Annotated in this window: 25 protein-coding genes and 1 pseudogene; 10 read left to right on the top strand and 16 right to left on the bottom strand. The window is 71.9% G+C overall.

Annotated elements, in window-relative coordinates:
- Nucleotides 1-8 precede the first annotated feature (8 nt).
- Together B1L11_RS13005 and B1L11_RS13010 are read right to left on the bottom strand one after the other, a co-directional pair.
- Nucleotides 9-1,460, bottom strand: a complete 1,452-nt coding sequence (locus tag B1L11_RS13005; protein ID WP_218671066.1) for a hypothetical protein — start codon at nt 1,458-1,460, stop codon at nt 9-11.
- Nucleotides 1,461-1,674: 214 nt separating this feature from the next.
- Nucleotides 1,675-2,124 carry a DUF2690 domain-containing protein gene (locus tag B1L11_RS13010; RefSeq protein WP_143737222.1) on the bottom strand — a complete coding sequence of 150 codons (450 nt, stop codon included), beginning with the start codon at nt 2,122-2,124 and terminating at the stop codon, nt 1,675-1,677.
- Nucleotides 2,125-2,279: 155 nt separating this feature from the next.
- On the opposite strand from B1L11_RS13010, the gene B1L11_RS13015 reads away from it, so the two are divergent.
- The 6 genes from B1L11_RS13015 to B1L11_RS13040 all read left to right on the top strand — a co-directional run bounded on the left by B1L11_RS13015 (nt 2,280) and on the right by B1L11_RS13040 (nt 10,006).
- Complete coding sequence (locus tag B1L11_RS13015) at nt 2,280-2,852, top strand: hypothetical protein (protein ID WP_079314704.1); 573 nt, start codon at nt 2,280-2,282, stop codon at nt 2,850-2,852.
- On the top strand, nt 2,849-3,730 hold the full coding sequence (locus B1L11_RS13020; protein ID WP_143737223.1) for a hypothetical protein: 882 nt from the start codon (nt 2,849-2,851) through the stop codon (nt 3,728-3,730). The genes B1L11_RS13015 and B1L11_RS13020 overlap by 4 nt, the downstream gene beginning before the upstream one ends.
- 598 nt (nt 3,731-4,328) lie before the next feature.
- Nucleotides 4,329-4,901, top strand: a complete 573-nt coding sequence (locus B1L11_RS13025; protein ID WP_079314706.1) for a hypothetical protein — start codon at nt 4,329-4,331, stop codon at nt 4,899-4,901.
- A gap of 88 nt (nt 4,902-4,989) precedes the next feature.
- Nucleotides 4,990-6,792 carry a sensor histidine kinase gene (locus tag B1L11_RS13030; protein ID WP_143737224.1) on the top strand — a complete coding sequence of 601 codons (1,803 nt, stop codon included), beginning with the start codon at nt 4,990-4,992 and terminating at the stop codon, nt 6,790-6,792.
- A complete protein-coding gene (locus B1L11_RS13035; RefSeq protein ID WP_079314708.1) occupies nt 6,789-7,421 on the top strand; it encodes a response regulator transcription factor in 633 nt (210 codons plus the stop codon). Before B1L11_RS13030 ends, B1L11_RS13035 begins: the two co-directional genes overlap by 4 nt.
- A gap of 320 nt (nt 7,422-7,741) precedes the next feature.
- On the top strand, nt 7,742-10,006 hold the full coding sequence (locus B1L11_RS13040) for a hypothetical protein (protein WP_079314709.1): 2,265 nt from the start codon (nt 7,742-7,744) through the stop codon (nt 10,004-10,006).
- Nucleotides 10,007-10,099: 93 nt separating this feature from the next.
- Here B1L11_RS13040 and B1L11_RS13045 read toward each other — a convergent pair whose 3' ends face one another.
- Together B1L11_RS13045 and B1L11_RS13050 are read right to left on the bottom strand one after the other, a co-directional pair.
- Entirely contained in the window at nt 10,100-12,229 is a 2,130-nt protein-coding gene (locus tag B1L11_RS13045) for an acetate--CoA ligase family protein (RefSeq protein ID WP_256862491.1), read from the bottom strand.
- The gene (locus B1L11_RS13050) at nt 12,226-13,395 is read right to left on the bottom strand and encodes an acyl-CoA dehydrogenase family protein (RefSeq protein WP_079314711.1); all 1,170 of its coding nucleotides are present in this window, start codon (nt 13,393-13,395) and stop codon (nt 12,226-12,228) included. The genes B1L11_RS13045 and B1L11_RS13050 overlap by 4 nt, the downstream gene beginning before the upstream one ends.
- A gap of 141 nt (nt 13,396-13,536) precedes the next feature.
- Between B1L11_RS13050 and B1L11_RS13055 the strand changes: the two genes are divergently transcribed.
- Nucleotides 13,537-14,211: a TetR/AcrR family transcriptional regulator gene (locus tag B1L11_RS13055; protein ID WP_079314712.1), complete on the top strand. Its 675-nt coding sequence runs from the start codon at nt 13,537-13,539 to the stop codon at nt 14,209-14,211.
- Between the two features lie 39 nt (nt 14,212-14,250).
- Here the strand turns inward: B1L11_RS13055 and B1L11_RS13060 are convergent, their stop codons facing one another.
- Nucleotides 14,251-15,096 (bottom strand): MaoC/PaaZ C-terminal domain-containing protein, encoded by an 846-nt coding sequence (locus tag B1L11_RS13060; protein ID WP_079314713.1) that lies wholly within the window; start codon nt 15,094-15,096, stop codon nt 14,251-14,253.
- A 1-nt stretch (nt 15,097) separates the two neighbouring features.
- Nucleotides 15,098-16,021 carry an SDR family oxidoreductase gene (locus tag B1L11_RS13065; protein ID WP_079314714.1) on the bottom strand — a complete coding sequence of 308 codons (924 nt, stop codon included), beginning with the start codon at nt 16,019-16,021 and terminating at the stop codon, nt 15,098-15,100.
- A gap of 117 nt (nt 16,022-16,138) precedes the next feature.
- On the opposite strand from B1L11_RS13065, the gene B1L11_RS13070 reads away from it, so the two are divergent.
- Nucleotides 16,139-17,602, top strand: a complete 1,464-nt coding sequence (locus B1L11_RS13070) for an MFS transporter (RefSeq protein ID WP_256862492.1) — start codon at nt 16,139-16,141, stop codon at nt 17,600-17,602.
- Here B1L11_RS13070 and B1L11_RS13075 read toward each other — a convergent pair.
- The 3 genes from B1L11_RS13075 to B1L11_RS13085 all read right to left on the bottom strand — a co-directional run bounded on the left by B1L11_RS13075 (nt 17,595) and on the right by B1L11_RS13085 (nt 19,703).
- Complete coding sequence (locus B1L11_RS13075) at nt 17,595-18,494, bottom strand: pirin family protein (RefSeq protein WP_256862493.1); 900 nt, start codon at nt 18,492-18,494, stop codon at nt 17,595-17,597. The genes B1L11_RS13070 and B1L11_RS13075 overlap by 8 nt on opposite strands.
- Nucleotides 18,495-18,570: 76 nt before the next feature.
- Nucleotides 18,571-18,909, bottom strand: a complete 339-nt coding sequence (locus B1L11_RS13080) for a GNAT family N-acetyltransferase (RefSeq protein ID WP_079314717.1) — start codon at nt 18,907-18,909, stop codon at nt 18,571-18,573.
- A 23-nt stretch (nt 18,910-18,932) separates the two neighbouring features.
- Nucleotides 18,933-19,703, bottom strand: a complete 771-nt coding sequence (locus tag B1L11_RS13085) for a pirin-like bicupin family protein (RefSeq protein WP_079314718.1) — start codon at nt 19,701-19,703, stop codon at nt 18,933-18,935.
- 96 nt (nt 19,704-19,799) lie between these two features.
- Between B1L11_RS13085 and B1L11_RS13090 the strand changes: the two genes are divergently transcribed.
- Nucleotides 19,800-20,252: a MarR family winged helix-turn-helix transcriptional regulator gene (locus B1L11_RS13090; protein WP_079314719.1), complete on the top strand. Its 453-nt coding sequence runs from the start codon at nt 19,800-19,802 to the stop codon at nt 20,250-20,252.
- Here B1L11_RS13090 and B1L11_RS13095 read toward each other — a convergent pair.
- The 7 genes and pseudogenes from B1L11_RS13095 to B1L11_RS53935 form a co-directional block, all read right to left on the bottom strand.
- Nucleotides 20,249-20,854, bottom strand: coding sequence for a CBS domain-containing protein (locus B1L11_RS13095; protein ID WP_079314720.1), 606 nt, complete (start codon nt 20,852-20,854; stop codon nt 20,249-20,251). The genes B1L11_RS13090 and B1L11_RS13095 overlap by 4 nt on opposite strands.
- A gap of 12 nt (nt 20,855-20,866) precedes the next feature.
- Complete coding sequence (locus B1L11_RS13100) at nt 20,867-22,003, bottom strand: CapA family protein (protein WP_079314721.1); 1,137 nt, start codon at nt 22,001-22,003, stop codon at nt 20,867-20,869.
- Nucleotides 22,000-22,734 carry a hypothetical protein gene (locus B1L11_RS13105; RefSeq protein WP_079314722.1) on the bottom strand — a complete coding sequence of 245 codons (735 nt, stop codon included), beginning with the start codon at nt 22,732-22,734 and terminating at the stop codon, nt 22,000-22,002. Before B1L11_RS13105 ends, B1L11_RS13100 begins: the two co-directional genes overlap by 4 nt.
- Nucleotides 22,735-22,772: 38 nt before the next feature.
- Complete coding sequence (gene prs / locus B1L11_RS13110) at nt 22,773-23,390, bottom strand: ribose-phosphate diphosphokinase (protein ID WP_256862494.1); 618 nt, start codon at nt 23,388-23,390, stop codon at nt 22,773-22,775.
- Between the two features lie 61 nt (nt 23,391-23,451).
- Nucleotides 23,452-23,721: pseudogene (locus B1L11_RS50600) on the bottom strand (ribose-phosphate pyrophosphokinase-like domain-containing protein); the annotation flags it as partial.
- A 108-nt stretch (nt 23,722-23,829) separates the two neighbouring features.
- Complete coding sequence (locus B1L11_RS13115) at nt 23,830-24,642, bottom strand: methyltransferase domain-containing protein (protein WP_079314723.1); 813 nt, start codon at nt 24,640-24,642, stop codon at nt 23,830-23,832.
- Nucleotides 24,534-25,049 carry an MMPL family transporter gene (locus tag B1L11_RS53935; protein WP_079314724.1) on the bottom strand — a complete coding sequence of 172 codons (516 nt, stop codon included), beginning with the start codon at nt 25,047-25,049 and terminating at the stop codon, nt 24,534-24,536. The genes B1L11_RS13115 and B1L11_RS53935 overlap by 109 nt, the downstream gene beginning before the upstream one ends.
- A gap of 158 nt (nt 25,050-25,207) precedes the next feature.
- Between B1L11_RS53935 and B1L11_RS13125 the strand changes: the two genes are divergently transcribed.
- A partial coding sequence (locus B1L11_RS13125) for a helix-turn-helix domain-containing protein (protein WP_256862501.1) occupies nt 25,208-25,325 on the top strand: 118 nt, incomplete at its 3' end.

Genomic DNA, 25,325 nt, shown 5'->3' on the forward strand with positions numbered 1-25,325 from the left:
ACAGCGCGTCAGTCACGGTCCCCCGCGTCATCCTTCCGCGCGGGCCGGTGGACGGTGAGGTCGCCGTACGGGCGCAGGAGCGTGGCCAGGTCGCCGGGTTCGTCACGCAGGGTGGCGTCGAGGAAGGCCCTGGTGGCCGCCATGGTGACGGACAGGCCCCCGGTGCGGCCCAGGGAACCGACAACGGACGGCACCGGCGGCAGGTAGAGCGGCGCGTCGGCGAAGGTGAGGTGCGCCGCGCCGGGGACCGTGATCCGGTAGCTCTCCGACGTGCTCAGCGCGAGGATCCGGGTGAGACGAGGGATGTACGACGGGTTGTCGGCCGGGTCGACGGGATGGGTGAGCGCGAGCACCGGCTGATGGTAGGGCCGGGGCGCGGGGTCGTACGGGTAGCCGTCCAGATCGATCACCGCCGCGAACCGGGAGTCCTGGCGGGCGGCCCGCAGAGCGGCGCCTCCGCCGATGGAGTGCCCGGTCGCCGCCGCCCGCGCGGTGTCGAGCCGTCCGGTCAGCGGGCCGCGGATCTCGCCCCTGTCGAGGCGGCCGAGCTGGGTGAGGACGAAGCTGAGATCGGCGGCCCTGACCGCCGTCCAGCCGGTCGCGAGCCGTCTGTCCTCCTCGTCGTCGCCGGTGGCCACGACCCGCGTGCGGATCGTCCGTCCATCGTCGAGCACGACGGCGGCGGAGTCGTACGGGTGGTCGAGGGCCGCGACGACGTAGCCGTGGCCGGCCAGTTCCTCCGCCCACGCGGTGTTCTGGGTGCGCACGCCTCCCAGCCCGGGAGAGAACAGCACGATCGGGAACCGCCCGGCCGCCGCAGGCGCGTCGTACACGGCGCCGGTGCGGGCACGGACCGCGTCATCGAGCAGGAAGGCGGGCACGCCGATGTAGCCGGTCAGGCCGTCGGCGACCGTACGCGCCTCCCGCTCGGTGCGGCCGAGATACCGGGCACGGGGACCGGCCGTGCCCTTGGGCGCGGGATACCACAACTGGACCACGACCGTGCGTTGGTCGCCGGGCTCATCGGTGGCGGGCTCCGGGCGAGAGGCGTCGGTCCACTGCATCACGGCCGTGCCCACCGCGTACGGACCGGACGGCCCGGGGAACACGGGCACGGGCACCGCCCAGGCGGCGGCCGCGCTCGCACCGACCAGGCCGAGGCAGACCACGACTCCCGGCAGGGTGAGCCACCGTCTCACCCGCCGTGCCGGGCGTCCGGCGAGTACCGGCACGGCGAACGCGAGCGCGACCAGGACGCCGGCGAGCGCGGGCGCCATCTGCCAGCGCAACCCGCGCACGGTCAGCACGATCCCGGACAGGGCGACGACCGCCGCCGCGGCGAGCGCGACCGGCCGCCGGGCCGGGGGCGGGCACCACCGCGACGACAGCAGGCCGACGACGCCCAGCAGAAGCAGGATTTCCAGGGGCGACATGCCGATCTCCGCGATGGTTTCGATCACGCGACCAATCGTTGATCACGCAGGCCGCTCGCGCGTCCCCCTGGAGTCCCTGCTTTCGTGCGACCGCAGTCGCATCATCGTGCCGACGGTGATCCCGGAGTCTGATCACATCGATCTGGGTCCTTCCCCAGGGAGGTTGGTGACGCGGCTGATGGCCCGAACTGCGCAGCTTGCCGCCGCCGCGACGCCCGGCCCCGCCGGGGCCGGTGTCCGCTCAGGGGTGTGCGCAGGACGTCTGGACGGTGTCGGAAGCCTGACCGTCGATGACGATCTGGCCCCGCGCCACGACGCATCCCACGCGGGTGCTGAGCATGCCGGCCCAGTGCCGGTCGCGGACGAACTTCTCGTCGATCCGGCTCGCGCTGCCGTCGGCCGGCCGGAAGGTCTCCAGACGGACGCGGATGTCGTCGGAGGGGAAGTTGATGAGGGCGGCGTTCGGGTCGAGCCGCGCCCAGGCCTTCCCGCACTCGGCGTTGTAGCGCACCTCGATGTTGCCCAGCCGCTGCGGTCCTGACCAGATCTCCTGCGAGGTCAGCGTCACCGCCTCGACGCAGCCGGCCCGTGCCGGATCCGCCCCGTCGACCTTGCTCTGCCCCTGCTTGAAGGTGTAGGGCAGCACTTTCCTGGCCGGGGACCAGGCCATCGCGGGCCCGCGCGCGGCCACAGGACCAGGGCGAGCACGCCTGCGACGGCCAGGGAGAGGACGACGCTCGCAGTGATCCACATCCGGCGCACCCGGCTCCCCGGTTTCCGGCTCCCGCGCACCCGCCCGCGACCGGCCGGCACGTCTCCGGCACCGTCTTCGCCACCGTCTTCGATGTGGGCTTCCGCGACGGCGGTGCGCGGTCCCGCAGCCTCCTCCGGCCCGGGGGTGCCCTGCCGGCCGGCGACGTCCAGCCAGCGCTGCCGCCACTCCTCGACGTCGCCGTCGCACACGTCTACTCTCTGCCGGTCACCGTGGAGGTGGTGGACTCCTACAACCCCTCCCAGGGCTGTCCCGGCAGCGCGGCCAACCAGTACAAGACCGTGGGCGACGAGGCCGCCCTGGCCGCCTGGACGTACGCCAACGGCACCCATCGCTGCGTCGAGGTCAGCTACCGGCCGAAGATCCTCAACAAGCCCTGCGCGTTCTGGTTCGAGGCACCCCCCAGGCGGTTCGGCCAGTACGCCGGAAAGATCACCTTCCACTTCGAGTACGCCGACCCCGACGGCCACCCACGGGACGAGCGGGTGACGATCGACGAGGGCTCCGAGCGTGCCGGCAGGCTCGGTGAGCACAGCGGTGTGGAGCGCATCTGGTTCGGCGACGACACCGGCCAGCGCTACCCGACCAAGATCGCGTGGGGCCTGAAGGGCCACGCCGGGGGACTGACGCAGGTGTGCCCGGCATGAGCACCCAGGTTCCCACGACAGCCGGGGGCCGTCTGGTGGTCCCCGGAACCGTCCACGCCGCCGCCTTCCTCGGCTATCTGCTGGCCGGCGGCCTGCTCGTGCAGACGGCCACGCTGGAGCGCATGATCGAAAGCGGCCTGCTGGACGCCGACGACTGGGACGGTGTGCAGCCCATCGTGCTGACACTGGCCGTGCCGATGCTGGCCGCGGCGGTGGCCCTGCACTGGGGGCTGCGCCCCGCCCGGCTGGTGCTGGCCGTCTCGGGCTGGCTGCTGGCGGGCTTCCTGGCCGTGCTGACGCTCGGCATCCTGGGCCGCCCGTCGGTGCCCGCGACGGTGCCGCTGTCCATCGTCGCGAACGCCGTGGCGGCCGTCGTCATGGCCAGGCTGCCGTACGGGCAGCAGGCCGACGACTACCTGAAGGGGCACGGCCGGGCCCGGGCCGAAGTCCGTGCCGCCCGCCCGGACGGCCTGGCCGCGCCCGGCGGCGTCCGCCTCGTGGCCGGTTGTGTCGGCGTGGCCGCACTGGTGGGGGTCGTCGCCACGGTGGATCTCGTGGTCAACGCGAACGGTTCCCCGCTGCCGCCGCTCGCCATCGCGTGCATGGCCGTGGCGCTGGTCAGGGGACTGCTGCGCGGCCGACTCTGGGCGCGCGCCTACAGCGTCATCGTGTTCGCGTCCGCCCTGGCCGGCGGGCTGATCACGCTGATCGGGCTCTGGCGGGCCTCGATCCCGGAGGAAGGGTTCCTCGCCTCCGCCCCGCCGGACGTCGGCCCGGCCGTGACGGTCACCCTGCTGGTGATGGCCGTCGCCGCCGTGCTGCTGTACACGCTGGCATGGAAGGAGCGCAGCACCGCATTCTTCGATGAGGGCTGGTGACGCGCTTGTGAAGCGCGCCGGGGGACCGGCGCGCTTCACGGGTGCGCACAAGGAGGCCGGGGTCAGTGGCTGGGCCGGTAGCGCCAGTGATGAGGGCGTCCAGAGCTTCCACGTGGGAAGCCCCGTGCCCCTCCGGCACCCCCGCCGGAGGGACCCCTGGCGGCTCGCCTGGGATCGTCAGCGGAAGCGGCACCGGCTGGGAGCAAGTTGTTCGGTTCGCTAATTTCGGCCGCAGCGAACAACCGCATGCCGCCGCTGTGGCCGGAGGCCGATCACCACATGCGGGACTGGGTGAAGTCGGTCGAAGACCTTCGCGGCGAGTCCGGAGAACCCCTCCTGGAACGCTTGGCCCGTGTTCACGGTCCTGACGCATCTGCGCAAATCCCCCGTGACCGCTGCGACGGGCCCGCCGAATCTCGAGGGCCACACATCCAACCGTCGCCTCTGACCCGGCACGGCCACCCTCCGGCACGGCCGTCGGAGGGTCCCCGCCGGGCCGGTCCCGGTGGGATCTCCCGGCCTATCGGGAGCCGCGCCCGATGCCCTCCGGGAAGGTTGCGGAACAGCATCGGAGCCAACCGAACCAGGGAGGCAAACGATGCGAAAGCTCATCGATCGGCTGGCCTATGTACCGCTCCAGGTCGTCGGCGCCGCGCTCACGCTCGGCGCGGTGCTGCTCGCGACTCATTACGCGCTCATCGACCACGTCCGGGCCACCGGCCAGGAGGAGCCGGCGCAGTGGGTCGGCGGTCTCACCGTCAAGTGGTACTGGGTCCTCATCCCCGTGTCGCTCATCGCCCTGTGGGCCCGCCGCAGGGACCGGCAGGGACCGGCCGGCCGCGCCGGAGCGATCATGCTGGCGTCCGGACCGCTCATGCACGTCGCGGTGACCGTCGGCGCGATAGTCTGGGGCGCCCTCATGGGCAGGGGCGACCTGCCGAGCGGGTTCATGGTGGTCGAGATGCTGATGTACGTCTTCTACCTGGGGGTCCTGGTCATCGGCCTGGCCTTCCTGCTCGACGGCGGCGTGCGCTGGTGGGGGGCCGCCACCGTCGCGGGGCTGGTGCTCGAATTCCTCGTGCCGTACGGCGGGGCGGCCGCGTTCGCGGTGTTCGGGCTCTGCCTGGTGGCGTACGGCCTGCGCCGCCCGGTTCCCGCTGGACAGGTCTGAGGCCGGCGGCGGACGCTGATCTCGTGGAACGGGCGGCACAGACACTGGCGGCCGTGGTGCTCGCGAGCACGTCGCCGGCTGCGCCTTCGTGATCCGCGCGACGGGAATGGAGTGGGCGCTCGCGCAGAACGCCTCGCAGGCCGTCGTGCACACGGTCGCGGGAGTGGCGCTGATCCGGTCGCGCGAGGGCAGCCGCATCGGCCTCGTGCTGCTGTCCATGGGCACGGCCGCGGCCCTGGGGGTGCTGCTGTGGGGCTACGCCGCCGGCCGCTGGCCCGGCTGGAGCGCGGCCGAGTGGGTGACCGGCTGGATCTGGGCCTTCTTCTTCGTGCCGTTCTTCACGGTGCTGCCCGCGCTGTTCCCGGACGGACGCCCGGTCACGCCCCGGTGGCGGCCGGTGGTCTGGGCCGGGCTGCTGGTCACGGCGCTGGCCGCCGTCGGGCAACCCTGGGACCTCATCGCCGTCGCTGTGATCGTCGTGGCGCTGGTGAGCATCGCGTCCCTGGTCGTCCGGTGGATCAGATCGGGGCCGGACGCCCGGCGGCAGATCACGTACCTGCTGTACGCCGCCGGCTACGTGCTCCTGATCGAGATCGCCGGCGGCCTGCTGCCCCACCACGCGCGCCAGGCGGCGATCCTGCTCATCCCGATCGCGCCTACGGTGGCGATCGCGCTCGCAGTCCTGAGATACCGCCTGTACGGCATCGACCTCGCCATCCGGCGGACGTTCGTCTACCTGGCCGTCACCGGCCTCATGTTCTCCGGCTACCTCGCCGCGGTGGCGCTGCTCGGGACGGCTCTCAGCCGGGCCGTCTCCCCCCAGGTCGCGCTGGTCGCCGCCGCCGTCGTCGCGGCCCTGATCGAGTCCGGGCGCCGGGTGCTCCAGCACAGGATGAGCGGCCTTCTCTACGGCTACCGCGACCGCCCGCTGGACGCGCTGGCGGAGCTGCGGCGGCAGCTCGGCGGAGCGGCGACCTCCGTGGACATCGCGCGCCGGGCGGCGCCTCTGATCGCGAACGCTCTGCGCAGTCCGGGCGTGGCGGTCGCGCTGCTGACCGACGGCCTGCCCGAGGAGATCGCCAGGTTCGGTGAGCCGGGACCCCGCGCCGTCGAGGTGCCGTTGGTCGCCCACGGGGAGCGCCTCGGCACGCTGGTCGTCGGCCCGCGGGCGAGGCGGGAGCCGTACGGCGAGAAGGACCTGCGGCTCATCGCCGAGCTCGGTCACCACGTCGCGGCGGCCCTCGCGGCGGCGCGCCTGACCGCCGAGCTGGACCGGGCGCGGCAGCAGGCGATCCATTCCGCCGCGCAGGAGCGGCTACGGCTGCGGCAGGACCTGCACGACGGGCTCGGGCCGCTGCTGTCGGGAGCCGGACTGGGTCTCGACGGGGTACGCCGCGGGCTGGGACCGGGGAGCCGGGAGGAGAGGGATCTACAGCTCATCAGCGACCATGTGCGGATGGCGGCGCGCGAGGTACGCCGCATCATCGACGCGATGCAACCCGGTCCCGTCGCCGATCTCGGCCTGGCGGCCGCCGTCCGCGAGCACGTGGAGCGGTGCGCGGCGCTCGACGTGGAGTGCACGCTGACGGTCTCCGGGGCCGTCGAGCCGCCGCCCGCCGTGGCGGAGGCCGCCTACCTGGTCGTCCTGGAGGCGGTGGCCAACGTGCTCCGTCACGCCGGGGCACGCAGCTGCGCCGTGAGCCTGCGCCAGGAGAAGGGATCGCTGCGGGTGGAGGTCCGTGACGACGGCCGGGGCATCGGCCCCGGCTATGTGGCCGGCGTGGGCATCTCGTCCATGCGGCGGCGCGTAGCCTCGATCGGCGGCCGGTTCGCGATCAGGGCGGACCGCGGGACCACCGTCACGGCCGTCTTCCCGCTGGAGTTGCCATGAGAGTCGTGGTCGCCGACGACCATCCCGTGTTCCGGATGGGTCTGTGCCGGCTGCTCGAAAGCGTGCCCGACGTCGAGGTCGTGGGAGAGGCGTGGGACACGGCCTCCGCCGAGGAGACGACCGTGGACACGCGGCCCGACATCGTCGTGATGGACCTGCACATGCCGGGCGGCGGCGGGGTCGAGGCCATCGAGCGGATCCGCAGGCGGGCGCCGGAGGTCCGCGTGCTCGTCCTCACCATGCACTCCGACGACGCTCTGGTCAGGAAGGCCCTGCGGGCCGGGGCGCGGGGATACGTCCTGAAGGACGCGTCCTCGGAGGAGATCCTGCGCGCTCTCGCGGCGGTCCACGCCAACCAGGCGATTCTCGACGCCGCCGTCGCCGAACGTGTTTTCGCCGCGGCCCCGCGATCCGGGCCGTTCCCGCAGCTCACCGAGCGGGAGACGGAGATCCTCGAGCGGATGGCCGCGGGCCTGACCAACGAGGCGATCGCGCTGCGGCTGGGGCTCAGCGTGAAGACCGTACAGAACTACGTGTCGAACGTCCTGCTCAAGCTGGGCGCGCGGCACCGGGGTGAGGCGATCGCCCGCGCCCGCGACACCGGGCTCGGCGGCGAACCGCGGTTGTGAACCGCACCGATCACGGGTCTCGCACCCCATGTCCTCCGGCCGCACCGGGCGATGACGCATCTGCCCGGCACTTCGGCAAGACAGACCGGTCGCACCCGTCGAAGGTCTCTTTCTTCATCGCGCGATGAAGCATTGGCGCCGCCCGGCGTGATTCTCCGGGTCCGTCCGGGGGACGGCCGGGCTCTTGCACGGCGCCACCGCGAAGCCGCCCGGAATCGCTGTAATGGTCAGGACCGGCCCGGCGACTACGTATTGGACGGCCTTGACGCCCAGCCAGCCGACCGGACCTTCCGGAAGCCCGGAAGACACAGGAGCAATGGATGAGAGTTCAGAGGCGGCTCGAGAATTTCGCAGAGGCGATCGAGGACGTTCTCAAAGGAGAGGAGATCCCTCCGGACAAAGTGCTCCAGCCCAGACTCCGGCGACTCCTGGAGAGGATGCTGGTCCAGGAAGAAACCCGAAACTCAATGAAAGACGTGGGCGCCAGGGAACATCGGCTCTATGAAATCGCCTCCAGTCTGCTTGAGCGGATTCCACGTGAAGCTCCCGGTGAATACGACCGTTTCTGCACGGCGCTCAGTGACTACCAAACAGCATTGACCACCGCCGCCAAGCACGCCGCGGACGACAAGTGGAACCGTCTGTTGCCCCGGCTGACCAGATATGGAGGTGTCGCGGGTGGCGGCTTTCTATTAATCGGCCTGCTGGCGAGCGGGCTGTTCGACCTCCTCGGCGCACTCCGGTTCATCGGCGGCCTGATGCTCCTGGCCGCCGCGCTCGCCGCGGTTCATCTCCGCGCGCGGCAGACGATGCTTGGACAGCGGATCCTGTTCATCGTCGCACGCAACCCGGATCGAAGTACTTACATTTCTCGGCGGAAGGCCCTCCTCTCCGCCATCGTCAAGCGCGATCTGATCACCCCTACTCTCCACCTTGCCTTGAAGCAGGCGCGTGAAGACCGGCTGAGCCGGCGTTTCGCCGTTCAGGAGAGCCCGGGCCTCCGGGAACTACACAGCACGCGGTACTACGTGCCGACATCCACTGAACGGGAGGTGGGCGAGCTCATCCGCCAGTTCACCGGGGGGAGTATCGGGATAGCCGGGCCCCGTGGCTCGGGAAAATCATCGCTACTGCGACTCTACTGCGACCCTCGAAGCCGCGCCTCCTCCGCCGACATCTGCTGCATGGTGTCCGCGCCCGTTGATTACATGCCTCGCGAGTTCGTACTTCACGTGTTCGCGGCGCTATGCCGCTCCGTCGCCGTCAAGGTCGGGCGAAGAAGGCCGGGCAGAGTCCTATTCGCAGTGCTCGCACTGATCGTCTGCAGCGTACCGGTGAACGTGATATTCGGCGGCATGCTCTGGTTCGGTCTGCACAATTATTCGACGCCGGCCATGCGGACGCTGTCGGCCGGCGCGATAGCGCTCGGGGGCGTCCCCCTGGTGATCTTCTATGGCTCCTGCGGGCTGGTTTTTCTGGGACGACGACTGGGACTCCGCAGGGATCGCCGACTGAAGAGGGCCGCGCTGCGGAATCTGTCCCGGATCAAATATCTCCAGACACACAGTCAGTCGTGGTCCGGCAGCCTGAAGGCGAGCCTCGGGACCAAACTGGGCCTGGGACTTGACGGCCAAAAATCCCGCGGCGTCTCCCGCGCGGAACAGCCGATGGGATATCCCGAGATCGTTCGCCTGTTCCGAGTGTTCGCGAGCATGACGTCCGCGCATGTCAGGGGACAGGGAGGCCGCGTTTTGATCGGCATAGACGAGCTCGACAAGATCGCATCCGCCGACCAGGCAGAGAAGTTTCTCAACGAGATCAAAAGCATCTTCGGAGTGCCCCGGGTTTACTTTCTGATAACCGTGTCCGATGACGCGTTGACGGCGTTCGAGCGCAGAGGCACACGCCTTCGCGATGCCTTCGACAGCTCTTTCGACGAGATCGTGCGCGTAGAGCTCCTGGACTATCGGGAGTCACGGCGGATGCTCTACAGACGGGTGATCGGATTGTCGGAGCCGTATGTGGCGCTGTGCCACGCGCTGTCCGGCGGGCTGGCCCGCGACCTTATCCGTTCGGCTCGGCACGTCATCCGGACGGCCACGGAACACGGGGAGCCCGACGAGTTCAGGTTGATCGCCAGGCGGCTGATCAGAGATGACGTTCGCAGGAAGACGGGGGCGTTGAGCCGGATAGAGGCGATCGGAAACGACGCCGCACTACTCCACGTGCTACACAGAGCCAAGGTCGGATCTTATGCCGGTAAGGAGTTGTCCGATCTGCTCCACGACGTTCGTTCCGCACAGCCGGTAAATCACGAGAAGGCCGACTCCGAAGCCGGCTTCCTGCGCAGAGAACTGACGGCCTTCCTGTATCTGTCGATGACGCTGGAAGACGTGTTCAACGAACATCTCGACGAGGATCGAGTGAAGTTCGCCGCAGACGACTCACAAGGGCAGTGCGTATTCGACATGATGGCGTCCGCGCGCTGGGCGCTCGGGACGAACACCGAACTGGCGTGGAGACTGACGAGCGAGACGCGCCAGGCCTGGGGGCTGGAGAGCTGGGACGAAGGACGAGCCGGGTGAGGCTCGACGCACCCGTGAAGCGCGCCGGGGACCGGCGCGCTTCACGGGTGCGCATAGGCGGCCGAAGTCAGCGGCAGGGGTCAGCAGCAGGGCTCAGCGGCCTGGCCGGTCGCGCCAGGTGATGAGCGCGTCGAGCGCCTCCACATGGGAGCCGCGGACGAGCAACGGGTTGATCTCCAGCGACTCCAGGTCGTCGCCGAGGCTCTCGGCGAACGTGGCGACGCGGGCCACGACCTCGGCGACGGCGTCGAGGTCGGCGGGTTCGGTGCCGCGGGCGCCCCGAAGCAGCGCGGTGCCGCGCAGCTCGTCCAGCGCCCGCCGCACCTCGGCCGCGTCCACCGGCAGGACGCGCAGCGCCGTGTCGCGCAGCGCCTCCACCCAGATCCCGCCCAGGCCGACGGCCAGGGTGAGCCCCCACGCCGGGTCCCGTACGACGCCGACCAGCAGCTCCACACCGCCGCCACGCTGCGGCTGGACGAGCGCGCCGACGCGGCCCGCGCCGGGGACCGCCGCGGCGGCGGCCACGACCTCGCGGTAGGCCCGCTCGACGTCCCGCGCGTCGGACAGGCCCAGCCGGACCCCTCCGACGTCGCTCTTGTGGCCGAGTCCGTCGGCGGCGACCTTGAGGACGACCGGGTAGCCGAACCCGACCGCCGCCGCCACGGCCGACTCCTCGTCGTACACCAGCTCGCCGGGCACGACCGGGAGCCCGGCGGACGACAGCAGGGCGGCGGCCCGGTGCTCGGCCCACACGCCGGTCCCCGTCTCGGCCGCCGGGGCGCTCGCCACGGCCTTCGCCGGGACGGCTCCGTTCGCCTCGACGGCGGCGCGGTACGCCCGGGACCACCGGACCGCGGCCCCGATGGCGTGCATGCCGTGCTCGATGCCGCCCGCGACGTATGGGAATCCGGCCTCCCGCTGGACGTCGCGGCCGAACTCGGTGACGTCGGTCAGCACGTTGCTCACGACGACGACCGGCATCGGGGCCTCGGCGATGCGCTTGGCGCTCGCGGAGAACATGGCGTACACGGGCGCGGGGTCGGGCGGTGCGACGCGCGGGAGGTCCGACAGCAGCATGACCGCGTCCACGCCGGGGTCGGCGGTGACGGCCTCCAGGGCGCGGCCGAGCAGCGTACGGTCGATGAGCACATAGCCGGTGACGTCGAGGGGGTTCTGCACGGTCCCGAAGGCGGGCACGATCTCCCGCAGCCGGGCGACCGTCTCCGGGGCGAACGCCGGCAGCTCCAGTCCCTCGTCCTCGGCCCGGTCGGCGATGATCTCCGACGCGCCGCCCGAGGGCGTGACGACGCCGATCCGCGGGCCCGGCAGCGGGCCCACCTCGGCCAGCAGGCCCGCGGTGATGATGAGGTCCTCGAGCGACCGCACCCGCACCACCCCGAGCTGCCGGAACGCCGCGTCGATCACGTTGTCGTCGCCGACGAGCGCGCCGGTGTGGGCCTGGGCGGTGCGGGAGGCGAGCCGGCTGCGCCCGATCTTCAGCGCGACGATCGGCTTGCCCGCGAGCAGCGCCCGGCGCGCCGCCCGGGAGAACGCGGCCGGGTCGCGCACCGACTCCAGGAACAGCGCGATGGCCTTGGTCGCCGGGTCGTCCACCAGGTAGTCGATCACGTCGGTGACGGTGACGAGCGACTCGTTGCCCATCGAGGTGAGCAGGCTGATCCCGACGTTGCGGGCCTGGGCGAAGCCGAGCACCGAGCTGGCCAGCGCGCCGCTCTGCAGCACCACGCCGACCGACCCGCGCAGCAGCGGGGACGGGATCGGCAGGCCGTACGGCGTGACGTCCGCGGCGGCGTTGATGAAGCCGTTGCCGTTCGGGCCGAGCACGGTGAGGTCGTTCTCACGGGCGAAGTCGACGATCTCCGCCTCCAGGGCGGCGCCCTCCGGGCCGGTCTCGCCGAAGCCCGCGGTGAGGATCACGTAGTGACGGATGCCGAGCTTGGCCCCCTCGCGCAGCACGGGCAGCACGGCCGTGGTCGGCACCATCACGTACGCGAGGTCGACCTGGCCGGGGATGTCGGACAGGCTGCGGTGGGCCTGCTCGCCGTGCACCACGCCGCCGCGCGGGTTGACCAGGTGCACGGGCCCGCGGAAGCCGTGCGTACGGAGGTTGGTCAGCGTGCTGATCGACCAGCCGGACTTGTCCGTCGCCCCGACCAGGGCGATCGACCGGGGGTTGAACAGCTCTCCTACCGCCATGCTCATTCCCCGATCGTGCCGAGGCGAGCGTGGCCCTTGAGCAGGTTGCGGGCGATCGTCCTGCGCTGGATCTCGTCGGTGCCCTCGAAGATCCGCAACAGGCGCAGCTCGCGATACCACCGCTCGATGGGCAGTTCCTTGGTGTAGCCCATGCCCCCGTGGATCTGCAGCACGCGGTCGACGACCTGGTTGGCCATGACCGCGCCGTTCAGCTTGGCGATCGAGGAGGCGTGCCGGGCGTCCATGCCCTGCTGCACACGCCAGGCGGCGTGCAGCGTGAGCCACTTGGCCGCCTCGATCTCCACCTGCGAGTCGGCGATCATCCACTGGATCGCCTGGTATTCGGCGATCGGCTTGCCCATCGACACGCGGATCTTGGCGTAGTCGATCGCCATCTGGAGCATGCGCTCGGCCGAGCCGACCGCCCGTGCGGGGATCATGTAGCGGCCCTGTCCGATCCACTGCATCGCCAGCTCGAAGCCCCTGCCGAGCTCGCCGAGGATGTTCTCCTCCGGCACCCTGACGTCCTCGAACACCAGCGAGGCCGGGCCCCACTGCCCCATCGTCGGGATCGGCTCGGACTTCCAGCCCATGTCGCGGTCGGCCAGGAAGCACGTGACGCCGCCGTTCGCGCCCTTGTCGGGGTCGGTCACGGCGAACACCATCACGAAGTCGGCCTCGTTGCCGCCGGTGATGAAGGTCTTCTCGCCGTTGATGACCCAGTCTCCGCCGTCCTTGACGGCACGCGTACGGATGCTGCGGGCGTCCGAGCCGGCGCCCGGCTCGGTGATGGCGAAGCAGGAGCGGCGTTCGCCCTCGATGGTGGGGATGAGGTAGCGCCGCTTCTGCTCCTCGGTGCCGGCGTAGAGGATGTTGTCGGCCGACCCGCCGAAGCTGAACGGGACGAACGTCCGGCCCATCTCCATGGCGATGATCGCGGACATGACCGGGCCCAGGGCGGCCCCGCCGTACTCCTCGGGGGTGTTGATGCCCCAGAAGCCCATCTTCTTCGCCTTGAGCCGCAGGTCGCGTAGGACCTCGGGATCGAGCCCGGGGCCGCCGGCGCGCTCGCTGCGCAGCACCTCGGGTTCGAGCGGCATGACCTCCCGCTCCACGAACGCGCGGATGGTGTCACGGATCTGCAGTTCCTCTGGGCTCAGGGAGAAGTCCATCGACGCGACTCTTTTCTAGAATTGCTCTCTAGGAATCGGCTCCAGCCTGGTTCCCCGCCGGAGGGGTGTCAAGAGGTCTGGAATCAGTTTCTAGAATTCGACCCGTTACTATGGCGTCATCCAGGGAAACGAGGAGCCCAGATGGCACGCAAGCCCGGCGGCAGGAGCGGCTCGTGGGAGTGGAGCCGCACCGCCCAGACGCGCAAGAGCATGCTTCAGGCCGCCCGCGAGGTCTTCTCCGAGCACGGCTTCGCCGACGCCAACGTCGCGGACGTCGTCGAGCGCGCGGGCTCCAGCGTGGGCAGCCTCTACCACCACTTCGGCGGCAAGACCGAGCTGTTCCTCGCGCTGTGGGAGGAGCACCAGGCCGCCCACGAGGAGGCCGCCGCGTCCAGCGTCGCCGCGGCGAAGCAGGCGGGCGTGAAGGACCCCGTCGAGCTGTTCATCGCCGGGGCCAGGGCGTTCCTCGAAGGGTCCTGGCAGCGGCGCGACCTGGCCCGGCTGTTCATGGACGGCGACGGCCCGCCGGGGTTCGAGCTGATGCGGCGCACCCGCGGCCGGGAGTGGGTGCGGCAGAACGCCGTCCTGCTCGGCGCGGCGAACACGCCGACCGACCGCCTCACGGTCTCGGTGCTCACCAGCGTGATCGGCGAGGCCGGCCGCGAGGTCGCGACGAGCGAGACCGAGGAGGAGGCCAAGGAGGTCGTCGATGCGGCGATCGCGCTCATCCGCCGCTTCGGCGACCCCCTGGCCACCCATGACGACACCACCGGCGCCGCAGGTGGGGCGGACGACGCCGGGGCGGCGCTCAGCTGACCCCGGCGACGCCCCGCGCGCCGCACCTCCAGGTCAAGGTCAGGCGGGGCGGAAGGCGGCCCTGCCCCGGTCGATCACGACGGTGCCGTCCTCCTTCGCCGTACGGAACAGGGCCGTCGCGCCGTCGTCGGACGTCCAGATGGACACGGTCAGCGCCTCGCCCGGGTAGACCGGTTTGCTGAACCGTCCCGACATGGCCGCGAAGCGGGCCGGGTCGGACCCCGCCACGGCGTGCAGCAGCGCCCGCCCGGTGATCCCGTACGTGCACAGCCCGTGCAGGATCGGCCGGGGGAAGCCGGCGCGGGCGGCGAAGGCGGGGTCGGAGTGCAGCGGGTTGCGGTCGCCCGACAGGCGGTACAGCAGCGCCTGGTCCGGGCGGGTCTCGTAGGTCACCGTGTGGTCCGGCGGCCTGCCGGGCTCGGCCCACTCGTCGCGGGGGCCGCGCTCGCCGCCGAACCCGCCCTCGCCCCGGATGAACACCGAGCTGCGGCTCGTGATCAGCAACTCGCCGCTTTCGGCGTCGGACGCCCTGGCCTCGGTCGTCACCAACGCCCCCGAGCCCTTGTCGTAGATGCCGGTCACCGCCGAGGTCGTCCGTACGCGCCCGGCGGGCGGCAGCTCGCGGTGCAGTTCGAATGCCTGCTCGGCGTGCACGAGCATGGCCGGGTCGAAGTCGCCGAGCCGCCGCCCTGTCGGTGCCTGGGCGGCCAGGACCGCGAAGGTCGGCAGCACCCGCTGCCGGATCCCCGCCGAGTTCTCGGTGGTGAAGGCGAGCTCCTCGGTGCCCGCACCGACGCCCAGCGCGTACAGCAGGGTGTCGGCGGACGTCCACGACCGCTCGTGCGGCGCGCTCTCCACCCCGATCAGAGTGTGGTCGAGCGGCATGTCACTCCTCTCCGTTCGGGATGCGCCCGCTGGTGAGGGCGTTCGGCGCGGCCTTGTCCACCAGGGCGGGGATCACCTCGCCCAGCTCGGCCGGATCCCACCGGGCGTCCTTGTCCACGCCCGGCCCGGCGTGCCAGCCCTCCGCGACGCTGATGTGCCCGCCGCGCACGTTGAAGACCCGGCCCGTGATCCCCCGTGACTGGGCGCTCGCCAGCCAGACCACCAGCGGCGCGATGTTGTCCGGCGCCGCCGGATCGAAGCCGCCCTCGGCGGGCCGCCTCCCGCCCGGGATGAGGTTCTCGGTCATGCGGGTGAGCGCGGCGGGGGCGACCGCGTTGACCGTCACGCCGTAACGCGCCAGTTCCTTGGCCGCGATGATCGTCAGCGAGGCGATCCCGGCCTTGGCCGCGCCGTAGTTGCCCTGGCCCGCGTTGCCGTAGATGCCGGACGACGACGTGGTGTTGATGACCCGGGCGTCCAGCGCCTCGCCCGCCTTGGCCCTGGACCTCCAGTAGGCGGCGGCGTGCCGCAGCGGGGCGAAGGTGCCGCGCAGGTGCACCCGGATGACCGCGTCCCACTCGTCGGCGGTCATGTTGACGAGCATCCGGTCGCGCAGGATGCCCGCGTTGTTGACCAGGACGTGCAGGTCGCCGAAGGTCTCCACGGCCCGCTCGACCATGCGCCGCGCGCCGTCGAAGTCGGAGACGTCCTCGCCGTCGACCACGGCCTCGCCGCCCATGGCCCTGATCTCCTCGACCACCTCGCCCGCGGCGCCGGTGGACGACCCGGTGCCGTCGACCTCGGCGCCCAGGTCGTTGACGACGACCTTGGCGCCCTGGCGCGCGAACTCCAGCGCGTGTCCCCGCCCGATGCCCCGCGCGGCACCGGTGACGATCACGACACGGCCTTCCACGATTCCGCCCATGCGCAGCTCCCTTGATCAGACCTTGACCCGGCCCCGTGTGAACGTGATTCTAGTAATGGAATCTAGAATTCGGTAGGGAGGAGCCGTCATGATCCAGCTCGCCGTACGATGACGGCCGTGCCGCAGACCATTGCGGCGGACCCCGGCGAGCGGGAGCGGCTGCGCCGCGCCTGGCGGACGCTGTCGGTCGTGAGCATGGCCAGCGTCCTGACCGCGCTCGGCGGCAGCGCGCTCAACGTGGCACTCCCCCAGGTGGTACGGCAGACGCACGCGAGCGCGGACGCCGCGAGCTGGATCCTGCTCGCCTTCCAGCTCACGACGACCGTGCTCATGGTCGTGTTCGGCCGGCTCGCCGACCTGTTCGGGCGGCGGGCGATGTACCTCGGCGGCCTGGCCACCTACACGGTCGCCAGCCTGCTGGCCGGGCTCGCCCCGGACGCGTGGGTCATCGTGGCGCTGCGGGTGGTGCAGGCGGCCGGCGGGGCCATGCTGCTGACCAACAGCGCCGCCCTGGTGACCGCCGCCTTCCCCAAGTCGCGGCTCGGCGAGGGGATGGGCGTCTACACCGCGTCGTTCTCCATCGCCCAGCTCGCCGGTCCCGCGCTCGGCGGCCTGTTCACCGAGCACCTGGGCTGGCGCTGGGTGTTCTGGTACAACGTGCCCCTCGGCATCGCGTGCCTGGTCTGGGGCGCGGTGGCCCTCCGTCCCGGACCGCCGCAGGGCCGCGACCGGGGGCTCGACCTGCCCGGCAACGCGCTCGTGCTCGCGTGTCTCGGCGGCCTGCTGCTCGCGCTGTCGGAGGTGACCAGGCTCGGCTGGGGACATCCGATGGTGGTGTCCGGTCTCGTCGTGTTCGCGGTGACGCTCCCGCTGTTCGTCGTGCGGGAACTGCGGGCCCGTCATCCGGTGGTGGACATCCGGATGTTCCGCGATGTCACGTTCGCCCTCGGGACGCTGGCGTCGTTCCTCAACTCGACCGCCCGGGTCGGGGTGGTGCTCCTCGTGTCGCTGTTCTTCCAGGCCGTACGCGGGGAGGACCCGGTGCGCGCGGCGGTGAAGGTGCTGCCGCTCTCGATTGCGGCGATGGCAGCGTCGGTCGCGTCGGGCTTCCTGCTGCGCCGCCTCGGCCCGCGCACGGTGGCGGTCGCCGCGACCTCGCTGACGACGGCGGGCCTGGCCGTCCTGCTGTGGCTGATCTCCCCCGACGTCTCGCTCGCGGCGCTCACGGCCGCCCTCGTGCTGATCGGCGTCGGCTCGGGCATGTTCCTGCCTTCCAACACCACCGCGATCCTGGACGGGGTGCCGTCGCACCGGCTGGGGATCGTCAACGCCATGCGCCTGATGCTGCAGAACACCGGGGTGGTGGTCGGCACCGCGCTGGTCCTGTCGATCATCACGGTGCCGTTGCCCGCCGGGCTGCACGACGCCGTCTTCGCCGGGACGCTGTCCCACGTCTCACCCGCGGCGGTCGAGCGGCTCGTGACCGGCTACCGCTGGGCGCTGGCCTGCATGACCGCCGTCTCCGCGCTCGCCGTGTTCACCTGCTTCACCCGCAGACGCGCGGGCTCGCCCCTCAGCTGAGGACGCGGCCGTGCCGGTCGCGGGCCTTCAGCCGCACGGTGGGCATCTCGGGGGCCGGGAGCGGCCGCTCCCCGCCCGGGACGACGCCGAAGCGGTCGCCTCGCGTCCAGTCGTCGCGCGCCCGCGCGATCTCCTCGTGTGAGCGGCCGACGAAGTTCCACCACATCACCAGGGGCTCCTCGAACGGCGTGCCGCCCAGCACGAACAGCCGGGCCGGGCCGGCCGCCTCCATCGGCACCTCCGTACGGCCCTGGCCGAGATAGAGCAGCGAGCCCGGCGCCAGCGCGACCCCGGCCACGTCGGCCGTGCCCGACATGACCAGCACCGCCGTCTCGTACGCGGGATCGACCGGCAGCCGGTGTTCTCCCGCCCCGGTGAACAGCACCTCGGCCCCGAGCAGCGGGGTGTGGACGCGGGCGGGCGAGCGCAGCGGTCCGGCCTCGCCCACCACGACCGTCACCGTGACGTCCCCGTCGCGCAGCACGGGCAGCGCGGCGTGGTGCTCGAACCGCGCCTCGCCGTGCCGGGCCTCCTCCGGCAGCGCGACCCACAACTGCAGCCCGTGCATGCCCGGCGGGTGCTCGGGCGGCGACTGCTCCGAGTGGGCGATGCCGTGGGCGGCGGTCATCAAATTGAGCTGCCCGGGCACGATCGACTGGACGTTGCCGAGGCTGTCGCGGTGCAGGATCTCGCCCTCGGCGAGCCACGTGACCGTCTGCAGGCCGGTGTGGGGGTGCGGCGGCACCTGCATGCCCGGCCGGCCGCTCACGTCGTCGGGCCCGAAGTGGTCGACGAAGCACCACGCGCCGACCATCCGGCGGGGGCGCTGCGGGAGCAGCCGGCGCACGGTCGTGTAGCGGCCGAGCGGCACGTCGTGGCCGGGCAGGAGCACGCTCTCCGCGGTCGTTCCGTCGCGCCCGTGTAGCCGGACAAACTCGTGCAGCCGTACACCGCCGGTTCTGCAGGGCTCACTCCGATCCCTCCCCGCCGTCCAGGGAGAACCGGGCCTGCCGATCGGCCGGCACCAGGTCGAGGTACTCGTCCGGGTGCCGCTTGATGTACCGCTGCACGAACGGGCAGAACGGCAGGACCGACAGCCCGGCGTCCCTGGCGGCGTCGAGCGCCGCGCGGACCAGCGTCGAGCCGAGGCCCCGGCCTTCGAAGGCCGGGTCGATCTCGGTGTGGGTGAAGGAGATCGTCGGCCCGTGGAGCCGGTAGTCGGCGAAGCCTGCGAGCGAGCCGTCCACGGTGATCTCGAAGCGGCTCGCCTCCGGGTTGTCGGCGACCTGCGGTTCTGTCGTGTCCATCGGGATTCCTTCCAGGATCGTCGTCAGGCGGCGATCGTCGCGTGCATCTCCCACACGAGGATCTCGGCGGGCTCCGTCGCGGTGACCTTCTGCCCGCCGGTGGCGGTGAAGCGTACGGCGTCGCCGGTCTCCAGGGTGCCCGCACCCTCCAGGGTGACGTTCCCCCGGGGTACGAACAGGTGCAGGAACGGCGCCTCGGGCAGCTCCACGCTCTGGCCCGGCTGAAGCCGGGCGGCGTACAGCGCGGCGTACCGGTTCTTGATGCGGATGGCGGCCTCGCCCGCGTGCTTGTCCATGCCGCTGGCGACCGGCACCAGACCACCGGCCAGCAGCTCGTTCTCGATCTCCAGCTGCTCGTAGCCGGGGGTGATGCCCGGCTCGTCGGGGACCACCCACATCTGGACGAAGTGCACGGGCTTGTCGTGCGTGTCGCCGCCGGTGAGCCGCCAGGAGTCGTTCTTCTCCGAGTGCAGGATGCCGGTTCCGGCGCTCATGCGCTGGGCCAGGCCCGGGTAGATGACGCCGGAGTGCCCCTCGGAGTCCTGGTGGACCAGGGAACCCTGGAGCACCCAGGTGACGATCTCCATGTCGCGGTGCGGATGGGTCTCGAAGCCGGTGCCCGGGTGGACGACGTCGTCGTTGTTGACCAGCAGCAGCCCGTGGTGGGTGTTGTCGGGGTCGTAGTGGCCGCCGAACGAGAACGAGTGCTTGGAATCCAGCCAGGAGATGCGGGTGGCGAAACGCTCGGCCGCCCTGCGGACGTCCACACGAGGGGTCAGCCTGGTCGTGGTCATGAGTGCCCTTTCCTCGTCGCCATGTAGATGATGCGTCATCTACTGGTGCCCCTCAACATACATGACGAGTCATTCATTCCGGCTAGCCTGGGGACCATGAACAGCCCTCGGTGGCTCGACTCGGACGAGCAGCGCGCCTGGCGGGCGTACCTGCGCATGCAGGGCCGCCTCACGGCCCGGCTCAACCGGCAGCTTCAGGCGGACTCGGGTCTGTCCCTGGCGGACTACGAGGTCCTCGTGCACCTCACCGACCGGGAGGAAGGGCGGCTGCGGCCGTACGAGCTGCAGCGCGACCTCCAGTGGGAGCAGAGCCGGCTGTCCCATCACCTGACCCGGATGCAGCGCCGGGGGCTCGTCACGCGGGAGGAGTGCGCGGACGACGGCCGCGGCGCGTACGTCGTGATCACAGAGGAGGGCCGCCGGGCCATCACCGCCGCGGCCCCCGGGCACGTGGAGACCGTACGCCGCCTGTTCTTCGACGGGCTCACCCGCGAACAGGTCGCCGCGCTCGAACGGCTCGCCGCGGACGTGCTCGACCGGCTCGATTAGCTGACGAGTCCCTCGGGAAAGACGACGTCGGCCACTCCGGGGACGGTCCTGGCGACCAGCTCGGCGATGCGGGCCGACCGCTCGTCGCCGGGGCCGTACAGTTCGACGACGCCGTCCCGCACGGCCGCGCCGAACGCCGCCGTGTCGGCGCAGTCGCGCAGCGCCGCGAGCACGTCTTCGCGGATCCGCTCGTCCCCCTGGGCCAGCAGGCCCATCAGGTCGCGGCGGCTGACGATGCCCACGAGTTCGTCGTCGTGCAGGACCGGGACGCTCTTCACCCCCGTCGTGATCATCAGTTCGACCAGGTCCATGGTGTCGGCGCCGTCCCCGACGGTGGCGACGCGGGGCGTCATGACCTCCTCGACGAGCGCGGGCGGCCTGCCGGTGGGCGGCGCCTCGGGCCGCAGGAAGGCGCGGGGGTTGGCCCCGAACTCGCCGCGCAGCAGGTCCATCTCGCTGACGATGCCGATCATCCGCCCGGCCGCGTCGACCACCGGCGCGGCCGTGATGTCCTGCTCGTACAGCAGGCGGACGGCCTGCTTGATCGTCGCCGTGCGCCGGACCGTCACCACCGGCGTCGTCATGATCTCGCGGACCAGCATCGTGACCACCTCCTACGCGGCCGGTGCGAGGGCGAGCGTGCCGCCGGGCGCCGGCGCGACCCGTGCGCCGAACTCCCGGCTGACGCGGTCGAGCGTCGCCCGCAGCCACTCGCGGTCCTCGCCGCAGGCGTGCCGCAGCCGCATGCGTACGGCCCGCATCGGCGCCATCCGCAGCTCAAGCAGCCGCCCCGACGCCGCCTCGGCCGTCGCCTCGACGGTGACGAGGTACAGCAGCCGCAGGTCGTCGCGGTAGTCCTCGTAGCCGGCGATTCCCTCGTAGTCGTCGACGAAGTCCCCGCAGCCGTAGAGGATCAGCCGATCCCGGTACACCTCGATGGGGCGGGGATGGTGGGAGGAGTGGCCGTGGACGAGATCGACGCCGCCCTCGACCAGCGCGTGCGCGAACTCGACCTGGTCGTCCTCCACCTCGTAGCCCCAGTTGGAACCCCAATGGATGGAGACGACCGCGAGGTCCCCCGGCCGCTTGGCCCTCCGCACGCGGTCGACCGTCTCCGCCGCGGCGTCGCGGGACGGCTCCGGCAGGAAGGCCACTCCGGGCCGGTCGCGGGCCGCCGCCCACGCGCCGGGGACGCCGCTGGACGGCATCGCGACCGCGAACACCAGGACCCGCCCGCCGCCCGGAAGGGCCACGACCGCGGGCCGCCGTGCCTCGGTCTCGTCCCGTCCCGCGCCCGCCTGGTCGAGTCCCGCCCCGGCCAGCGCGTCCAGCGTCTCCGTGAGCCCGCGTACGCCGAAGTCGAGCACGTGGTTGTTGGCCAGCACGCACACATCGGGCCGGGCCACGGCCAGGGCGGGGATGTTGGCCGGGTTCATCCGGTAGTGCACTTCCTTGCCCGGCGCGAAGTCGCGGCTGCGGGTGACGCTCGTCTCCAGGTTCAGCACGCGTACGTCGGGGGCGGCCTCGTCCAGCACCTCCAGGGCGTCGCCCCAGGGCCAGGAGTAGCCGACCGGCCGCGGGATCGGGCCGTTCGCCTCCTCCGCCAGCTCGACGTACGCGCGGGCGTCCCGGACGCACGACTCCTCGAGAGCCGGATCGCCGGGGTGCGGGAGGATCTGGTCGACCCCGCGGCCCAGCATGACGTCGCCGCACAGGAACAGCGTCACCGGATCCCCCGCCGCCGACCTCATCTCGCCCCTCCTCGGTCAGCCCCCTCCTCGGTCAGCACGGCGCAACGGGCGCCGCCCGGGCAGTGGGGAAAGTCCTTGTGATGGGCCAGCCACAGGCGGACGAGAGCGGCTTCGAGGTCGCGTACGTCCAGCCCCGCCTCGCCGGCGATCTCCCGCAGCCGATCGAGAGGGTGGTGTCCCGCGCCGAGCAGCCCCGCGTGCCGTCCGGCCTCCACCGCCCGGTCGTCCGGCGGCGGGTCCACCCCGGGCCAGACGCCGCGCAGCTCGCGCAGGAACAGCGCGACCGTCACCGGGCCCCAGCCGGGCAGCGCGTCGAGCGCGGCGCGGGTCTCGTCCAGGCCGCCCCGGCGCAGGCCGCCCACCTCACCGCCCACCGCCTCGGCCAGGCGGAGCAGCCGCGTCGCCGTCCGATAGTCGTAACGGGCATAGCCGCCGCGGTCGAGGATCTCGACCAGTTCCTCCCAGGTGCGGCCCTCGACGTCGGAGAGCCCCCGCACCCCCGCCTCGGCCATCGCCCGGTAGGTCCGTACGGCGATCGCGGCGGAGATCCGGGCGCCGAACAGCGTCGCCGCGAGCAGCCACCGCTCGACCTCGCGGTCCCCCCGGTCGACGTCGATGCCCATCTCGCGGGAGAACCGGCCACCCAGGGTCTCGACGAGACGGCACGCGCGGTCCGGCAGGCGGGTCAGGTCCCTGTCCGCCGCCGTACGGCTCCGCGTCCTGGGCGTCACACCTCCATCCTTCCCCCTGGGCGGCTCCGCCACCTGTCTCAGGTGCCGGCCAGCAGGTCGTCCATGCCCTCGTCCCGGTGGAGGCGGCCGATCGCGCCGGCCAGCAGCGGGGCGACCGGGCACACCTCCAGCGACGGCAGGGCCGCCTCGTCCTGCGGGAGGGTGTCGGTGACGACCAGGCCCCGGATCAGGCCCCGGATCTCCGTACGGCGCAGCCGCTCCCGCGCGTCCCCCGCGAACAGGCCGTGCGTCGCGGCGACGGCGAACGGCGGCGCCGCCCCCTGCGCGAGCAGCGCCTCGGCGGTCGCCTCGATCGTCGCGCCCGTGCTGATCATGTCGTCCACGACCAGCGCGGGGCGGCCGGTCACGTCGCCGAAGACCTGCTCGGCCCGCACGTCCGCCCCGGTCAGCCGCTTCTTGCGAACCAGCGCGACGGGCCGTTCCAGCAGGCGGGCGTAGTGCCGGGCGAGCGTGACCGCGCCGAGGTCGGGCGCGACCACCACCGCCTCCTCCGGCACGGCGCGCCCGGCGGCGCGGGCGAGGGCGGGCACGGCCGTCAGCGTCTCCACGGGCATCGGGCACACCGCCTCCAGCGCGGCCGTGTGCGGATCGACCGCGATCAGGCGCTCGACCCCGGCCGAGGCGAGCGCGGCCACCCACCACCCGCAGCCCGATCGCCTCCCCCTCGCGGCGGCGCCGCTCCTGCCGGGCGTACCCCACGTACGGCACGACCGCCGTGAGCCGGGCCGCGCCGCCCCGCCGGCAGGCGTCGGCGAGCAGCAGCGCCTCCATGACGTGCTCGTTGACGGGCGGCCCGGTGGGCTGGATCAGGTAGACGTCCGCGCCCCGGACACCGGTGACGACCGGCCGCGACTCGCCGTCCGGGAACCGCTCGACCACCGGGACGGACGGCTCCTGGTCCAGCGCGGCCGCGACGGCGGCGGCGAGCGGGCGGTTCGCCGTCCCGGCCACGATCCGCAGCGTCATCGCCGTTCCCCCTCGATTGGCCCCACTGGCACCGTCCCCCGTGGACACCCGAGGCAAGCGCGGCGCGGCCGCGGGAGTCCGGGGGTCGTCCCCCGGGGGGGACGCTGCTCAGGTGACGCGGCAGAGGATCTCGCCGTGCAGGACGCTGAACCAGGCGTCCTCGCTCGCGGCCCACTCCCGCCAGCCGTCGGCGATCCGCCGCAGGTCGTCCGGCGTGGCGTGGCCGGCCTCGACCACGCGGTCCGCGTAGGAGGACTGGACCGTGCGGTCGGCCCACAGCCCGCCCCACCATTCCCGCTCCTCCGGGGTGACGTAGCACCAGGTGGACGACGACGAGGTGACGTCGGCGAACCCGGCCTCCCGCGCCCAGGCGCGCAGGCGGCGCCCGGCGTCGGGCTCGCCGCCGTTGGCGCGGGCCACCCGCCGGTAGAGGTCCAGCCAGTCGTCCAGGGCCGGGATCTGCGGATACCACACGAAGCCGGCGTAGTCGGAGTCGCGCACCGCGACGATCCCGCCCGGCTTGGTCACGCGCCGCATCTCGCGCAGCGCGCCCACCGGATCGCCAACGTGCTGGAGCACCTGATGGGCGTGCACCACGCAGAAGGAGGCGTCGGGGTAGTCGAGCGCCTGCACGTCACCGGTCGCGAAGCTCACGTTGCCCAGGCCACGCCCCTCCGCCTCGCGGCGCGCCTGCTCCAGGATGCCGGGCCCGGTGTCGAGGCCGATCACCTCGCCCTGCGGCACCAGTTCGGCCAGGTCGGCGGTGATCGTGCCCGGACCGCAACCGACGTCCAGGATCCGCATGTGCGGCTTCAGCGCGCCCAGCAGGTACGCCGCCGAGTTGGCGGCCGTACGCCAGCGGTGGGAGCGCAGGACGGACTCGTGAAAGCCGTGGGTATACACGGCCGTTTCTTGTGCCATGCGGACACCATTCCACATGTCTCGCTATATGAGCAATTACGTCTCATATTCAGAGACGGACAGCCACCGGCGCAGGCGCGCAGCGGTGCCGGAGCCCACCAGTTGGCCGGGCCCGCCAGCCGCATCAGCGCCGGCACGAGCACGCCGCGGATCAGCGTGGCGTCGACGGCGACCGTGAGCGCCATGCCGACGCCGAGCTGCTGCAGGAACACCACCCGTCCCGTGGCGTACGCCGCGAACGAGGCGGCCAGGATGGCGGCGGCCGCGGTGACCAGCGGAGCGCTGCGGGCGATGCCCGCGGGCACGGATGCCACGGCGTCGCCCGTCCGGTCCCACTCCTCCTTGATGCGCGCGAGCAGGAAGACCTCGTAGTCCATCAGCACCTCGGCAGGGGACGTCGCCTTCATCAGGTGACGGGGGAATGCCGTCCCTGACTGGTTTTTGTCTCCAGGCTCATCATGAGTTCCTTCCACTGACCGGTGATTCCGCGTTCGGGTTTTGTCGGCACCTTCCAGTAGCGTGGTGATCCGATTACTGAATGTAGGAACGAACGTGAGGGGTGGGTGTGCGCCGGTCGTTCACGTTCCTGCTGCGCCCCACCGGCAAGCAGGCCGCCTCGCTCGCCGCCTGCCTTGAGGATCACCGGCAGCTCTACAACGCCGCCTTGGAGCACCGGCGGACCG

It is taken from the genome of Microbispora sp. GKU 823 (assembly GCF_002027145.1).
Classification (GTDB): Bacteria; Actinomycetota; Actinomycetes; order Streptosporangiales; family Streptosporangiaceae; genus Microbispora; species Microbispora siamensis.